We start from the raw sequence: 15,770 nt of genomic DNA on the forward strand, positions 1-15,770 counted from the left end.
AAATATAGAATAACCTCGTGAGTTGTTCTCTTAAAAAGGGAAAATAGATTCCTGACTTTATCAAAACATCTTCTCTTTTTTTTAATCTACTTTATTGTGAGTTTAGTTTGTGCTTTTGTATATATATCCAAAACGTACCAAACTAACTTTTGTAGCCTGCAAAATATATGTGCTGGCGAAAGAAGAAACAATCTTTTTTCTTTTCGCCAATTTTAAAGTTTGTAACTCTCATAGTTTGAGGAAGAAATGAATACTTTTATTTCTTCTTCTGTTGGAAGTTCTATCCTATACTTTTGCACAAAAATATTTGGGTCTAACCCGGCAGTGGCATACTTAACCAAGGTATCTCCCTTTTCGGTGCAGAGCAAAATGCCGATAGGTGGGTTATCATCCGGCTGCATCACTTCCGCTTTAAAATAGTTCAGATACATATTTAGTTGCGAAGCGTACTCATGGCGGAACTTATCTATCTTCAATTCTACAATAACATGGCATTTCAAAATGCGGTGATAGAACACAAGGTCGGCAAAGAAATAATCCTCGTCTATCAAGATACGTTTTTGCCGGGCTTCAAAACAGAAGCCATGTCCCATTTCTAACAGGAAGTGTTGCAGGTTGTCAAGAATGGCTTGTTCCAAATCAGTTTCTGTCACCAATGCACGTTCATTCAACTCTAAGAACTCCAAAGTAACAGGGGTGTTGATAACATCTTTAGGTTGTAATAAGGTTGCTTGTTGCTGGACTAAAGCGGAGAGGGCTTCTTTGTTTTTGGATAGTCCGCTACGTTCGTAATATAAAGATGCGATTTGTCGCTCCAACTCCTTTACAGACCAGCAGCCACGAATGGTTTCCATTTCATAGAAAGCACGTTTTACCGGGTTCTCAATTCCCGATATAGTGTTTAAATGGGTGGAAGATAATCTATTGAATAATCTATCAGCCGGAATCATCCATGTTTCGGTTTGTGGGTATTCTGTTGATAGTTTCCAAACTCCATTTTCAGATTCGGCGGTCACCAACCGCCGAATTGGTTCAGTGAATTCGGCGGTCAATGACTGCCGAATTTGAATTTGTGATGCAATGTATTGTGTAACAGGTTCTTTTAGTTGTGGATAAACAAGGTACAACCGTCTAAATTCCCTGAATCTACGTTCATTCAGACCTTTTGTTTTCAGTCGTTGTTCCAGCTTCTTCAACAGTTGTTCACCGTAGGCGGCACGGTCTTCTCCGTTCTGCTCAAATTCTACAATATAGCAACCCATAAGCCAGTTACGGGAAGTAAGGGCAAGGTTTACAGCATGTGCGGCTTGTGCCTGCAACGTGTTCTGTATCGTGCTGATATGTTTTACTAATGCTTCAAAGTTCATAGTTACAAAGATAAGTCTTTTATGGTTAAAACTTTAGTTCGGGCAAGCTGTTTATTGCTTCCTCTTTCAATTTATCCACCGCACGGGTGTACTTCTCCGTATGCTTCAATCCGCTATGCCCTAAAAGGCTGGCTACGGTTTTGATATTTGCCCCATTGTTCAGAATGTTCACGGCAAACGAATGCCGGGCACAATGCCAGCTTATATGTTTGTCTATCCCGGCTCTCTTTACCCAACGCTTTACTGATTTACAGCAACTTTCGTAAGTAGGTAAATCGAATATCAAACAGTTTTTATCTGCCGGGGCTTCACCAATGATAGACAATAGACCATCATTCAGGGGAATAACCACACCACTACTGGCAGAATGTCCCTTTGTCTTGCTTTGTTCAAATTTCAATAACCGATTAGCGTAATCCACATTCTTATAGGTAAGGTCTTTTACATCACAGAAACGCAAACCACTGTATAAACAGAAGATAAAAGCCCGTCTGACATTCGGGTTCTCGTTGTCATAATGGCAAGCCGCCAACTTTTGTATTTCTTCGGGAGAAAGAACATCTTTTCGAAGCATTTGGCTATCCACTTTACAGGTAACACTTTTACATGGGTCTTTCAACATTACATCGTGGTCAATCGCATATCGAATAACTTTCTTGAAACGCTGGTAAATGCTTTTAGCACCTTCACCCACACTTCGGGATTGCAAATAGGCTACAAACTGCTCCATCATTTCTTTGGTGATAAGTTCCGGTTTGATACTAAACTCATTCATGGGGTATTGCTCTTTTAAGAAGTCCTTAAAACGGCTAAGCGCAATTTGTACCATGCGAATATCTTTCTTGGTATAACTGTTGATATAGGCTTGGAAATAGTCTAAGAAATTGACCGTTCTATCTTTTTTCAACCGATAGCCCAACATACTTTCTTTAAATTCCTGCTCACGCTCCGCACGTATCTTTGTGGCAAGCTCCAATGTTTCTTTGTTCTGCTGGCGTTCCGCAGGGGTACGGGGCTTATCTATCAGATACAGACTAAGGTTTTCTTTTCGCCTGTTATGCTTTACTGCAAACTTGGGCTTACCTTGCATCTTTCCACTATCATAGTACACTTGATTGCCGTTTTCATCTAATACGGGCTTTTCCTCTCTACCTAAATAATACTCTAAGTAAAGGCTGATTCTACCATCCGAGAGCTTATTTTGCTCTAACTTGGGGTTTTCTTTCGTTTTATTTTCTAACTTTGCCATTGTTTAGAGGTTTTATCCCGATTTAGGTACCATAACCGGGTGATTACGCTAAATAGTTGATTTTCTTTTGTTTTCCAATATTGCAAAGGTACAAAAGAAAATGATATTTCAAAGTGTACTAAAAGTGTACTGAATAACGGAAAATGGGCAAAATATGGCAAAAATAGAGAAAATAGGAAATATTCAAATAGTTGATAATAAGGAAGATAAATTCTTTTATTTTCCTATGATTTCTATGGCTTGTACCGGGTCTGGGTACAAAGATAAAAGCTAAGTGATTGATAGTTCGATACTTAGCTTTTTCTTTTTATCGGAGATGTTCCCAAATTGTTCCCAATCATCCTTATGTATCCCACCAAAGATGGGGCATTTACTTCATGCCATCTATTACTTTTAGTATAGAATCGGGCTTTTCTACCATTCGCAATACAGAATCCGAATCAAATCCCATATATTCTATATAGGTTCGTATTAACTCATAATGCTCTTTGGCATATTTTGTATCTATCGCACGTGTAGCGTTGAAGCAGATAGGTTCATGATGTGCTATTCTGTTACGAAATTCACGGATGGCAGTCAGTTGTTTGTAGATGTCTGTTTGCTTTAAACCATGCGCTTTGTTGGGGAATATTTGAAGAAGTGTTTTTCCTCCTATGCGGTAATTGCGTCTTGTAAACAGATAAGTCCAGAAGCCAAATGTAAAGGAAGCTACCATCTTATCGTTATTGTACACTCCCATATTGGTATAAGTGCGCTGTATGCGTACTATTTCGGAAGCTTCCTGTTCAAGTAATCCATTGGGTCTTGCTTGGTTGATTATCCAATTATCATCATTGAAATATTGTTTGTAGTGAGCGTTTATGGCATTGCGTAGCATTATCTCAAACATACCGATAACTCCATAAAAACGTTGGCTCAACTTGATGTTATATTGGTATAGGCGCAAGGTTTTGGCTTTTTCATTACCACTTGCTTGTGCGTATTTATTTAATCTTGCCGGGGATAGTACCTGCAAACATTCGTCATATTTCATTTGGTATAAGTTTAAAAACAAGACTTTTCTTGCAAAAATAGAAATTAATAGCTATATTTGCAAACGTAAGACCCTGTTGTCCCTGCTGAACAAGCAAACTTCAGGGTTATTGTTTTTTTTATGTGGGTTCTATTATACGTTTTTGATTTTAAAACAATTTGATTATAAGTTAATTAGATGTTTGTTTATGAGGATAGTAAATAATATTATTTTTATTGTCATTATACTAAGTGTGCTTGGTATGACAAGTTGCAACGAAGAAAAGCTAGAAGTTTTACCTTTTCATTTGGATAAAAAATCTTATGAGGTAATGTTAATGGGATGGAATGATATTCCTATTACAAACGGTAGTGGTATTCTGAGTGTTACTACTGAAGACAAAGAGATTGTTTCTGTATCATGTATTACTTTAGGAAATGATGGAGTTACTGCTGTACTCCGTATTACAGGACTTGAAAAGGGAAATATAAATCTGATAGTTAAGGATGATGTTACAAATGAAACGGAAAGAATATCTGTAAAGGTTACAGACAGCTATTTGGTTTATAGTGTAGATGAGAGTAAACACCCGTCTTTGCCTAATGGAACGATTATGTATTTGATAAATAATGAAGCTAAGGATTGTTATTTCTTTACATATAATTATATAAAGCATGAAGTATATAGCGATTTTATTACCAAGGGTTCTTATTCATTTTCAGTAGAAAAAAATAGTGATCCAAATCTATCGTATGAAACATTGCCATATTTAACATTAACGTATAAGACGGATGAGAATGATATTCTGACTGATGAAAATGTGCCTGCAAAGGAACATAAATTCAATTTAATAGGTTCTTCTGCATTGACTTATACCGCCATCAATAAGTTTTTGGGAGTTGATTGGGATGAGTTGGCAAAAACTCATAGTTTGCGTTCAGAAAGTATTGTTACCTTCATGAAAATGCAAGAGGATGGCACAAACTATTTGTTGCATGGAGAAATAACACAGTTTCCTCAAATACCTGAGGGGGTTTTGAAATAGGTGTCATTTTTTTGATATGATAATACAAACATAGGTGAGGTGTTGTTTTAGTTAGTAAGGTTTATGATATGGGCAATAAGCAGAGTTACTGCTTGTTCGTTCTGTACAATTAGGATATGCACATTTTCTGTTTCCTGTTATTATTTCTAATATAGTTGAACAAGAAGAAGATAGCATCGAAATGCTTAGACTAATTAATATATTTTTTATTTTTTGCCCATTGTGGTTGATTTATGTGCCTTAACTTTTTAAATGATTTGTAAATATAGGGAATTAAAGTGTAATTCATCATTGAATTACACTTTTTTGCTTATTGTTGGTTATAATTTGAATCCTCTATTTTTTCTTGGTTCTTCTGCTGATTGTCGCAAACCATGCCTTAATTTTTCCCATTGCTCTTTGAACCATTCACCTATCGGCTGCCTGTTTATAGTTAGCACTAATTTATTTTCATCAACCGAACTCTTCTCTATCTTGAAAATATCGTTCTTGATTTCAAATCTTCGTTTATGTTCTTCGGAATAGATTTTTCCGCTGCACCTGATTGCTTCCCTTTTGTATAAAAGAGAATCAACCATCCCCTTGGTAAAGCCAATGACATAACATAATTTTTCCATTCTCAGCATTTCTTTGAGCAATGGGAACCAGCAGAATGCTTTTTCGAGAATGGTACTCAATCGTGAAATTTCCTTGTCTTTGGCTTCAAGTTCTTGATTATGTATTCCTTGAAGATTACGAATTTGTCTGCCATGCTGCTCCTGTATTTGTTGCATCTGAACTTTTAAGTCATCAATGCTTTTGTCACGCTTGGAAATTTCATAGCGTAAACTTTCGTTGGCGTGTTCCAAATCTTTTAATTTACCACTTCCGAAAAGAGAACCTACACCACTGGTTATGGCAGTGGCTACATCGGTAGCTGCACTTTTGAGTTTGTCCGTGCGTATCTCTGCTTTTACTTGTTTGAGTTCTTGTTCGGCAAGGCTTACCTGTTGCTCCTTGTGTCGTTTGGTTTCCTCTATACGTTGCAGTTCGGCTTTCTGTTTTTTTATGATGAAATCGTTTCGCTCCAAGTGCTCCTTACCAGTGACAGCTTTTGCCTGCCCACGTTCCATCAGAAGTATATTGGAAGCCAAGGTCTGCATGGTTGCCATATCCTCATCATTGAGCTTTCGGCTCTTTCCAGTTTCGTGGTTCATCCAGTCGAATACGATATGAGCATGATAGTTCGGCTTGAACCATCTGCCTTCAATTTGAAAGCTTTCTTTGTCTTCCGCTTCCGGCTGACCGTTCAGCCAATGCCCTTCGTCTTTGTGCAGGAAAATTTGTAGTGGAGTGATGCCCCAGCGCCTTTGACACTCTTCACCGAATTTGTGTACATCAGCCAGTGTGGTATCCGGTCTAATGAGCAATACTCCTTCACGGATGGGTGAACATCCCGCCACCTTGATAATTTTTCCATTCTTTCCCTTGCGTTCCCTTTCCTTTTCCTGCATGGCACGTCCGGTCTTTTCCTTGACCATTTGCTTGATATTGTCATAATGAGTTCGCAGTTCGGGAGTGCTGAAGTCGGGATTTATCCACTGTTCGTTGTTGGTGGAAAGTTCGGGAACGACATAGATTCTGGACTCCCCGATATTACGCATATACTCGGCAGTTCTTCGGTTGTGTGCCTCGCTCGATGCGATGTTGCAAGGCTTGATATGTATGCTTGATTTTGTTGCCATAGCTTCTTTTCTTTGTTTGCAATTGATTATTCTGCTCGCTTTCGCAGAGGGGTTCTTAGGGGTAACCCATAAGCGGAGATTGCAAAGAGAGGGTCACTCTTTGCTCGGGGTTCTCAGGGGTGAAACGCCCTGAGTGGGTCATTAGGGCAAAGCCCTAATCCCCTCGGGAGAGCCCACAACTACGAAAGCGGAGCGTGTAGTTATAGTGGGCTATAACCGAAAGCCGTTTTTCTTTTTCGGTGACTGGCTGCTCACTCCTTTGACGGATTGGACTTGCCTTTTTCTTTCAACCTGTTTCTGTAAGTATTCGTTCAAGTCCTTACATCCGCTGTAAGTCTGTGAAGCGTCACGGATGTATCGGTCTCTGCCGTATTCCTTGCGGATTTGTTGGAGGGCTTCCATGCCTGCATGGTCGTTGTCGAAAAAGCAGTGGATGCGTTCGTAATTGCCCAACGGATAGAGAGCCTTGTTTACATTCGATACGGAGTTCAATACGATGTAGTCCTGCCCGTCCAACTCCGGATAATTTGGGCAGCTCTCCTGTCTCAATGTCAGAAAGGAGAGGTAGTCCATAAATCCCTCGAACACATAACAGGTATTCCTCGCTTTCCCAGACTGTCTGATGTGGGAGATTTCCTTTGGAGCGATGCAGCCCTTGAAATAGCGGTTACGAACCTCAAACCCACCCGAAGCATTGAGAAAGGCGATGGCAAAGTACCGCTTGCCGTTGTGGGTGAAACGGGCTTCACTACATTCTCTTTTCGCCAGTTCTATGTTAATTCTTCTGCTTTGTAAGTAGGCAAGCAGGGCAGGAGATGACAGCGGAACAATCTCCAACTGTTGGAAGCTTGGCTCAGAAGAGCTTTGCTTGCCAAAAGAGAAAGATACCGGGCGCACGTGCGGTGTCTGCTCTGCTATCCGTTTCAAGATGTAAGGTATATGGTCGGTAGCGTACAGATGTGCAGCCAGTGCAATGATGTTTCCGCCCTTTCCCAAACCGAAGTCATACCATTGTTCACGTTCGGTATTCACTTTGAACGATGCTTCACTCTCTTCCCTAAACGGAGATTTGTACCAAAGGTTGATACCTTGTTGTTTTACTGGTGAATAACCTAAGCTGTATAGATAGTCGGCTATTCGTATGCTTTTAGCTTCTTCTATTGTCATTTTCTTGCGGATTTGTTGGTGAATGAAAAAATGATGATTTGATGAATTGGGAATTTAACACACTGTTAAACAGCGTTATATCGGCTCATCTTTTTCTCATTAGATTGCTTGCCAAAAGAGAAATGATGTTTTCTTTTTTCATCAGCAATCGTTGTTGATGAGTGTTTGATGAATACATATCTATCTGTAAGGCAATATATTACTTCCCTTATTCATCATTTCATCAAAATAATTAGATAGCGGTCAGTTGTTCTTTCGTTACCGTATAAAACCGACCAGTTTTCCTTTTCGGCTCATAGTGGCACTCACGATGGGGTGCGAACTCATAAGCGGTGTAGGATAACGAATTGTGTGCGGAAGTAAGTTTCCATACTTCCTGCACAACTTTCCTCACTTGATACTTTTCAACCTTGACCTGTGAATAGAGTAGCAAGGTTACAAGGTCGTTCAGGCAGAATGATACGCTTTCCACGTTCATGTTCGACATGATGTCAAGCAACAACTCGGTCATTTCTATTTCCAGTCGGTTGCGGTTGCTTCGGATTATTTTCTGCAAGGCTGCGGTATGTGTCAGTCTTGGGTTGAACCACATACGGCTTTCCTGTGTCGTGGATAGTTCCCTTTGGGTCAGGAAATAAAGAAATGCAGGTATTTCCGCTTTTAGCTTTTGCAGAAAGTTGGTATCATCACTCTGTAACGGCATTATCTTCCGCACCCAGTAGCGTGTTTCTCCTGCGTCTATGAGTATTGGCAGATATTCGTTGTTGGAACATAGCACGAACTTGGCAAAGAAAGCAATCTCCGTTCGGTCTTTGCCTTTGGCTTCCACCTTGTAGGTGAAAGTGGTGCTCAGGTTTTTCAACCGTTCGCTGTCTTCCCTGCGGTTGAGCAAAACTTCGTCCACAACGATTAGCAGCTTTCCTGCCCAGTCGGAATTGAACTGGCTGCGGAAATCTTCGTTGGTGTTGAAAGTCACGTTGTTCTCAAACACGGCTTTCAGGAAGTTCAAGAACGTGCTTTTGCCAGTGTTGCGTTCTTCTGAAACGAGCAGGACAATGGGCAACTTCTGTGTCGGCTGTAGATACAGCAGTTGCATATAATCCATGCCCAGCTCGTATTGCTCTCCGAAGATGTGCCGCATCAAGGATTGGATGTGGGAGAAGTCCCCCTGCTGCGGTTTATGCTCTATCGGCTCGTAAAGGTTCAGAAACCCCTCAATCTCCTTTTGGTAGTTCAGATGATTGGGAACGGTGCAAAAGCCGTCATACTTGGGGACGGTGGCAAGATAGTTCTTTCCATAGTCCTGCCGTAATGTGCTGTTGTTCCATACGACACGTTTCTTTTCATAACCGCCATTGGCGCATGGCTGATTGACCACCTTGTACAAAGTTGTTCCTACGCGCATATATTCTTCCTCCTTCATAGGCTTAGATTAAAGGGTTGTGTTCACCTAAGATTCTCTGAATGTCGGATTGTCGGTATCTGACCTTGTTCCCAACCTTTACAGGCTTCAGATAGTTTTTCTTAGACCAGTGCCAGAGTGTGGTATCACAAACACCACACATCTTTTTCACTTCCTCTTTGGTTAGATACTTCTCCTTTCTTGCTTCCGCAATGGCGGTAGAAAGTTCATGCTTCGCACGGCTGATTAACTGGTTGGAGAATAATAGCAAATCTTCTCCTGTTACTTCCAACTTGATGTTGCCGTTTCCGTTTTGGATAATTGCCAATATGTCTGTCATAGGCTTCTTGAAACTGCCGGTTGTAAGACTTCCCGTTTCGGCAGTATTATAAACGAAAAGCCACTACCCCGATTAGGATAGTGGCGCAAATATATAATGAAAATCAATCGTAAAGCAATGATATTCAATTCGTTAAATTCGTAAAAACGAAAAGCGAATTAAACGAACTTCAATTGGATAGATAGGCTTTCAATTCCTCGATGGCTTCATGGTCTTCACCAATGTCTTTTACCAGTTTCTTGCTGTTTCCAAACGGAGAAGTGAGATTTCTGTATGCTTTCTGGATGCCTCTTTCGTGGACGATTTCTTGTTCCTTGAACTGCTCGTGCAGTGCATTTCTGAAAGTCTTGATGGGACACTTCCGCATGAAGCGGTATTCCACCAGTGCGATAAACAGCCGTGCTATATCTGTTTCCGTAGCATGGGTTTTCAATCGTGTGCCAATTCTTTCAATCAGTATGTCATGCCTTTCTATCAGAAGTTCTGGCAACGTGCGTGTGTCGGCTTTGCGTCCTGCGGTCTTTGGCTGTTCTTCCTGCAACATATCTGTTTCTTCCTCGTCCATGTCTTCATCTTCTTCTATTGCCCATTCCACAAGAGAGTTTTCCTCAATGGCTTTCTGTTGCTTCCTGAACACTTGCCAATCCTCTTTGGTTCTCATGCCATTGGCGATGCTTTTTCTGATAATGAATTTGACCATGCCGGAAACAAGCCATTTGTATAAGGTGGGAATATCCTTTCTTTTGGTCAGTTCCTCACCCTGTTCCACCATGCACTCATAGCTTCGTCCGTAATAGAGCCATGCAAGCATGGCAGGAACAATGCTTCTCTTGTTCGGGGTATGAAACTCATTTACTATCTTCTCAGCAAGGTCTGATTGTAAAAGAACATTTTCCAGTTCCTCGAAATCAGGGTTTCTATCATCACCTATTCTCTTGCGTGCTGCTTCTTTATATTTCGGAACAAGCCTTACAGCCGTATTGAAAATATTGAAGAATCCTTTGAACTTCTTGTCGTTCATTTCTTCTACGAAATCGGCATATTCATCCGGATGGCTGTCGAGCCATTCCTTTATCAGTCTTTTGAAATTATCATATTCTTGTTGTCCCATACAAGTATCAATCTAATAGTTTTACAAGGTCTTTCTTCATTTCTTCGTCAATATCCCTGTATCGTCTGAAAGCTTTACTTCCCTCCTTGTGTCCCGACAGTGCGGAAACGAGGTTCGGGTCTTTCACTTTTTTATAGATATTGCCGATAAATGTACGTCTTGCCAGATGGCTACTTGCCACTTCATAAATTGGTCGTTTGATTTCGTTGTGCGTCAACGGATCTAAGATTGTTACGATGCGGTCAACTCCAGCCAACTTGAATATCTTTTTTATGGCGTCATTGTACTTTTGTTCGGATATGAATGGCAACAGTTTCCCCTCATATTCTTTGTAGCGTTCAAGGATTTCTTTCGCTTTGTCGTTAAGTGGAACACGTACCGTAACCGGATTCCCCTCTTTGGTTTTCTTGGGAATATACTCTATGGCTTCATTGACCACATTTAGTTTGGTCATTCGGTACAAGTCGCTCACTCTGCATCCTATCAGTGTCTGAAATATGAATATATCTCTCTGTATTGCCAGTTGTGGGGTAGCTGAAAGGTCGGCATTGAAAATTCTATCTCTCTCTTCAAGTGTTATATAATAAGGTGTACCGTATGTACATTCTTCTATCGGGAATTTGTCGAAAGGTCTGTTTGTGGTACGCTTGTTATCGAAGCACCACAGGAAGAATGTACGTATTCTTGAAAAACAGTCTATCAGCGTGTTCTTGCTTCTGGGCTGTGGTGTCCTCTTTTCGGGAATGGCTTCATAAATGCTCGGGTAAAGTTCATAGTACTGGTATTCGTTCTGAAAGAAATCCCACATATCCCGAAGCGTGTCAGGTGTTACCAAATCCACGTCAAGGATAAAGCCCTTTTGTCCTCTCTTCGTTGCCTTTACATATAGTTCATAACGTGCTAACGCACGTTGTACTACTCGAAAGTTCTTGATGCGAACTTCTGATAATTTATGCTTGACAAGAAATTCGGCAAACAAATCCAGCAAGGTGGGTTTGGTTTCCGCTGCAATCTCTTCTTCTGTTTTATATCTGTTTGGATGATGATATTTGTCTATGAGTGTGCTTAGCCATTCGCTGTCAGCTTCCGGTGTGTACTCTTGACTTATCAGGTTGATGATGTTCTGTACTTCGTTGTTCAGTGCCAGTTTCTTTTCTTCATGAACAAGGGCTACTCTGTCTTTATACCCTTGCTTCTCGCTACTCCAGTGATTTGGGTTAATTGTCAGCTCACTGGCAGCTTTAATGTCCTTTTTACCATCTCTTAATCGGAAATAGATTGTAGCTACACTATTGGTGTCGTTTTTACTTGCGGATTTTCGGATAAAGGCTGTTGCTTTCATAATCGGGATTTTTAGTAACGGTACAAATATATAAATTGTTCCCAAATTGTTCCCAATCATCCCGAATTTATTTCAATCCGATTAAATAGGATTAACTAAGTGTGTGTTTGTAATATATTGAATATTAGTGTATAATGCTTTATTTTTCTTTGATTTTCTATTTAATAGGATTGTTCCCAATTTATATATTTCAAATGCGGGTCTGGGTACGAAATAAAGAAGCGGGGAAAGTTTTAATGCTTTTCCCGCTTTCTTTTTATACTTATCTTTTATGCCCTTTGCTCATGGGAACAGATATCTGGCAAGAGATAGAAGTACTGAATCAAGAATTTGTGAGGCTTGGTATCAGTCAGTCGGTAGACTATGAAAAGTACTACCTCTATTCGCTTATTACCCATTCTACTGCTATTGAGGGCTCTACACTTACCGAATTGGATACCCAGTTGCTTTTTGATGAGGGGGTAACAGCCAAAGGAAAGCCGTTGGTCTATCATCTGATGAATGAGGATTTGAAGAAGGCATACGAACTCGCCAAAGAAGAAAGTGCACAAAATGCGGAAATTACGCCTGTTTTCTTACAAAAATTGAATGCTGCTCTAATGCGTACTACTGGGAGTGTATATAATGTAATGGGCGGTTCTTTTGATTCTTCTAAAGGTGAATTTCGTTTGTGCGGCGTTACTGCTGGGGTGGGCGGGTGTTCTTATATGAGCTATCCTAAAGTTCCCGCTAAAGTAGAAGAACTTTGTTCTATATTGAGAGAAAAGCAAAAGAATATGGAAACATTTCGGGAACGATATGAATTGAGTTTCAATGCTCATCTCAATTTGGTAACCGTTCATCCGTGGGTAGATGGCAATGGGAGAACGGCTCGTTTGTTGATGAACTATATCCAGTTCTGCCATCATCTTTTTCCGACGAAAATCTTTAAAGAAGATAGGGGCGACTATATTCTTTCTTTGCGGCAGTCGCAAGAAGATGAGAACAGTCAGCCTTTCTTGGACTTTATGGCAGCGCAGCTGAAAAAATCATTTGCGTCAGAGATTGAGAAATACAATACTGGACGTAAAAAAGGTTTTAATCTCATGTTTTGAAAAGCGACGATTCCTTCCTGATAAGCTCATATAGGCATTAGCTGATTGTGCTGTATCATCCTTTTGTATTGGGTTATTCTCAAAATATTCTCTTCTCGGCATTAAATACAAAATAATGGGTGTAAAATGCAAATTTATTTCGTAGATACTGTTTTCGCATTTATTTTTTTCTAAATTTGCAGTAGCTGGAATCTTATCTAACTATTTAATTATTAAATGTTTGCCAATTATGACAAAACATGTTCCTCTTTTTTTACCTCTCGGAAGTATTCGGTTACTGACGATATTCTTCTCTTTTTGTATAATCTTTGTTCATCCGGCATTGGCTGACAAAATGGCTGAAAGCCCCGAACTTTTCGATACTGCTTTCACCTTGCAGGAAAGGCTTGATATTCCCGACGGGTTTGTTCAAAGAGAGATGGTCTATATTTCCATTCTTTTAGGTACATTGGTGCTGTGCCTCTTCTTTTTCTTCATGCAGAGGCGGATGAAGAAATTGAGGGAAAGGGACCGGGAGAGGTATCTGCAACTGTTGGAAGGCATTCTTGATAATCTTCCCATTGCGGCAAAAGTGAAGGATGTGAATGATGGGATGCGCTATACTTTTTGGAATAAAAAGGCAGAGGAACTCTTTGAATGTTCGGCCAGAGAGGCTATAGGCAAGACGGATTTTGAAACAATGCCAGAGGCTGCGGCTTTAATTAGGAAGGAGGATGAAGAGTTGGTCAAGACGGGGATTCCACAAGAAGGTATACGACGTTTTTTTACCAAGAAGAACGAGGAGCGGTTTACCTTCCAGAACAATAATTTTATAAAGCTTTCTGATGGTCGCAAGTGGATTGTTTATACTGCTTGGGACATTACTGATTTGAAAATCATGGAGCGCAAACTACGTCTGGCCAAAGAGGAGGCTGAGGAGTCCAACCGGATAAAATCGGCTTTCCTGGCCAATATGAGTCATGAGATACGTACTCCGCTCAATGCAATAGTTGGTTTTTCGAGTATTTTGGCCACGGAAGTGTCTGAGGAAGAACGGGTGGAGTATCTCGATATTATAGAGCGGAATAATGAACTGCTGTTGCAGCTCATCAATGACATTCTGGATTTGTCGAAGATAGAAGCCGGTACATTGGAGTATGTCTATGCTAACGTGGATATCAATAAAATGGTGTCCGAGATAGAGCAGGCTACAAGTATCAGGCTGACCAATAAAGACGTGCGTCTGGTCACGGTTACGCCATTGCCCGGTTTGCTGCTGTATACCGATCAGCGCAGAATTACTCAGGTATTCAATAACTTCATCAGTAATGCGCTGAAGTTTACTGCTGCCGGTAGCATTACCATTGGTTACGGAATGCCCGAAAATAGCTATATCCGTTTTTATGTCACCGATACCGGGACGGGGATATCATCTGAGAATGCGCAGGGGATTTTTAACCGCTTTGTGAAGCTGGATTCCTTTAAGCAAGGTACCGGACTGGGACTGGCCATTTCGCAAAACATTGTGAAGGAACTGAAAGGAGAGATAGGGGTGGAGTCACAGTTGAGCAAGGGCTCCACTTTCTGGTTCACGTTGCCTTTTTATAAGATGGACGCGCACCGTTCTATCTTTCCTTGATGCTGCAAGCTCAATCCAATGAAGGGACATCGATTGTCTGGCTTTCCTCGTTCCAGTTGTCAAGGGTGAATTCTCCGGATGATTCTTCGGAAAAGATGTCTCCCAGAGTGAGGGTCAGGGTCAGTTTGGAGTTTGCTTCCAAAGGTCCGTTCAATGTTTGCTTGAAACTTTTCACGTTTCCATTTTTCAGTATGATGCTCATCTGGAATTCCGGTTTCCCGAAAGAAGGGAAGAGCATGACGGTGGCGTTGCTCATTTGTGTACCGTCGACGGAACGGACCAGAGGGAAGGCTACTGTGCGTGGGCTTCCTTGAGGAGCGGCGGTGTAGAAATTCAGTTCTCCAGCAATATTGGTGATGCGCACCACCATGCTGTCGATGCTCGAACTGAGGATGCCGTTGTTCTTGTCCTTGATGATTACTTTCAGTCCGGTCACTACCCGTTTGAGGGATGCTTTCAGGTCCTCACTTCCAATGTTGGCAGGCTGGACGGCGTGTACCAGGTCGAATACCGGATAATAGGTTGTGTCCGCTTCCATTTTGAATAGGGAGAAGTGTTGCCGGGACATGTCTTCGCCTAAGATGTAGACCGGGTCCCTCATGAGAGGATGTGCATAAATCGGCTCCTCGTATTTAGGGGTTCCCCAATAAATCATGTTATAGAGACCTGCGGGTAAGGATAACTCTCGATTGACGCCATCGTTATAGAAAGCTCCGTCTTTAACTTGGTAGTAACCGTAAAAAGGTGTCAGCTTCCGGTTTATGTAGTTTCCATAATAAATAGAGGTGCCCGCCTTGCAGGGCATGATGGTCAGTATGCCGGTCAGCGGGCTTTGTCCGCTTTCTGTGGACACGTCCATCAAAAGTCGTGGTGATACCAACTCACTGCTTTTTTCTATCTGGGGCGGATTGTCATCGGCGCAGCTTGCCACGATTGCGGCAAGTACTGCAAATACTACTAATTTTTTCATTATCTGTTAAGCTTTAGGTTGTTCTTCCTTGAGAACGTTTTTAGAAAGAAATGGTTCTTTGTACTCCGGAGAAAGTATATTGGGGATGGAAAAGTGAGGTGAAACCAATTCCGGTATTGAGGGGAATGGGAAGAATAGCCCCTCTTCAAAAGGCTTAGAGAAGGGATGGAAAACAAATTATACCTTTTTTAGTAACATTTTAGAAGCCTTGATTAACGAAATCATATACTCTTCGTAACAATTTCTCGACATTCTTTTCTTGTTCCTCCATACATTTGCATCCGAGTTCTTTGGTATTAATTGAAGAACACAATGAATCTTTGATATTA

Annotated in this window: 13 protein-coding genes; 3 read left to right on the forward strand and 10 right to left on the reverse strand. The window is 41.0% G+C overall.

The window, feature by feature from the left end; genetic code table 11:
* Positions 1-212: 212 nt before the first annotated feature.
* From DWX62_RS04760 to DWX62_RS04770, 3 genes are all read right to left on the reverse strand, one after another.
* On the reverse strand, positions 213-1,367 hold the full coding sequence (locus tag DWX62_RS04760; protein ID WP_005944347.1) for a PDDEXK nuclease domain-containing protein: 1,155 nt from the start codon (positions 1,365-1,367) through the stop codon (positions 213-215).
* A gap of 25 nt (positions 1,368-1,392) precedes the next feature.
* Positions 1,393-2,616, reverse strand: coding sequence for a site-specific integrase (locus DWX62_RS04765; RefSeq protein WP_005944350.1), 1,224 nt, complete (start codon positions 2,614-2,616; stop codon positions 1,393-1,395).
* 370 nt (positions 2,617-2,986) lie between these two features.
* Positions 2,987-3,649 (reverse strand): Abi family protein, encoded by a 663-nt coding sequence (locus DWX62_RS04770; protein ID WP_117682179.1) that lies wholly within the window; start codon positions 3,647-3,649, stop codon positions 2,987-2,989.
* A gap of 187 nt (positions 3,650-3,836) precedes the next feature.
* On the opposite strand from DWX62_RS04770, the gene DWX62_RS22215 reads away from it, so the two are divergent.
* Positions 3,837-4,673 carry a hypothetical protein gene (locus DWX62_RS22215; protein ID WP_233519591.1) on the forward strand — a complete coding sequence of 279 codons (837 nt, stop codon included), beginning with the start codon at positions 3,837-3,839 and terminating at the stop codon, positions 4,671-4,673.
* A 320-nt stretch (positions 4,674-4,993) separates the two neighbouring features.
* Here DWX62_RS22215 and DWX62_RS04780 read toward each other — a convergent pair whose 3' ends face one another.
* The 6 genes from DWX62_RS04780 to DWX62_RS04805 form a co-directional block, all read right to left on the reverse strand.
* Positions 4,994-6,397 (reverse strand): mobilization protein, encoded by a 1,404-nt coding sequence (locus DWX62_RS04780; RefSeq protein WP_117682178.1) that lies wholly within the window; start codon positions 6,395-6,397, stop codon positions 4,994-4,996.
* Positions 6,398-6,607: 210 nt separating this feature from the next.
* On the reverse strand, positions 6,608-7,564 hold the full coding sequence (locus DWX62_RS04785) for a toprim domain-containing protein (protein WP_117682177.1): 957 nt from the start codon (positions 7,562-7,564) through the stop codon (positions 6,608-6,610).
* 232 nt (positions 7,565-7,796) lie between these two features.
* Positions 7,797-8,987, reverse strand: coding sequence for a primase-helicase family protein (locus tag DWX62_RS04790; RefSeq protein WP_004291344.1), 1,191 nt, complete (start codon positions 8,985-8,987; stop codon positions 7,797-7,799).
* Positions 8,988-8,991: 4 nt separating this feature from the next.
* Positions 8,992-9,306: a helix-turn-helix domain-containing protein gene (locus tag DWX62_RS04795; RefSeq protein ID WP_004291341.1), complete on the reverse strand. Its 315-nt coding sequence runs from the start codon at positions 9,304-9,306 to the stop codon at positions 8,992-8,994.
* Between the two features lie 169 nt (positions 9,307-9,475).
* Positions 9,476-10,417 (reverse strand): DUF6043 family protein, encoded by a 942-nt coding sequence (locus tag DWX62_RS21860; RefSeq protein WP_165859001.1) that lies wholly within the window; start codon positions 10,415-10,417, stop codon positions 9,476-9,478.
* A 7-nt stretch (positions 10,418-10,424) separates the two neighbouring features.
* Positions 10,425-11,759 (reverse strand): site-specific integrase, encoded by a 1,335-nt coding sequence (locus tag DWX62_RS04805; protein WP_117682176.1) that lies wholly within the window; start codon positions 11,757-11,759, stop codon positions 10,425-10,427.
* A 284-nt stretch (positions 11,760-12,043) separates the two neighbouring features.
* On the opposite strand from DWX62_RS04805, the gene DWX62_RS04810 reads away from it, so the two are divergent.
* Complete coding sequence (locus DWX62_RS04810) at positions 12,044-12,853, forward strand: Fic family protein (protein ID WP_034525383.1); 810 nt, start codon at positions 12,044-12,046, stop codon at positions 12,851-12,853.
* A gap of 229 nt (positions 12,854-13,082) precedes the next feature.
* Entirely contained in the window at positions 13,083-14,471 is a 1,389-nt protein-coding gene (locus DWX62_RS04815) for a PAS domain-containing protein (RefSeq protein WP_005824402.1), read from the forward strand.
* Between the two features lie 10 nt (positions 14,472-14,481).
* Here DWX62_RS04815 and DWX62_RS04820 read toward each other — a convergent pair whose 3' ends face one another.
* Positions 14,482-15,441 (reverse strand): FimB/Mfa2 family fimbrial subunit, encoded by a 960-nt coding sequence (locus DWX62_RS04820; protein WP_005833650.1) that lies wholly within the window; start codon positions 15,439-15,441, stop codon positions 14,482-14,484.
* Positions 15,442-15,770: the final 329 nt, after the last annotated feature.

It is taken from the genome of Bacteroides sp. AF20-13LB, from assembly GCF_003603065.1.
Lineage (GTDB): Bacteria > Bacteroidota > Bacteroidia > Bacteroidales > Bacteroidaceae > Bacteroides > Bacteroides uniformis.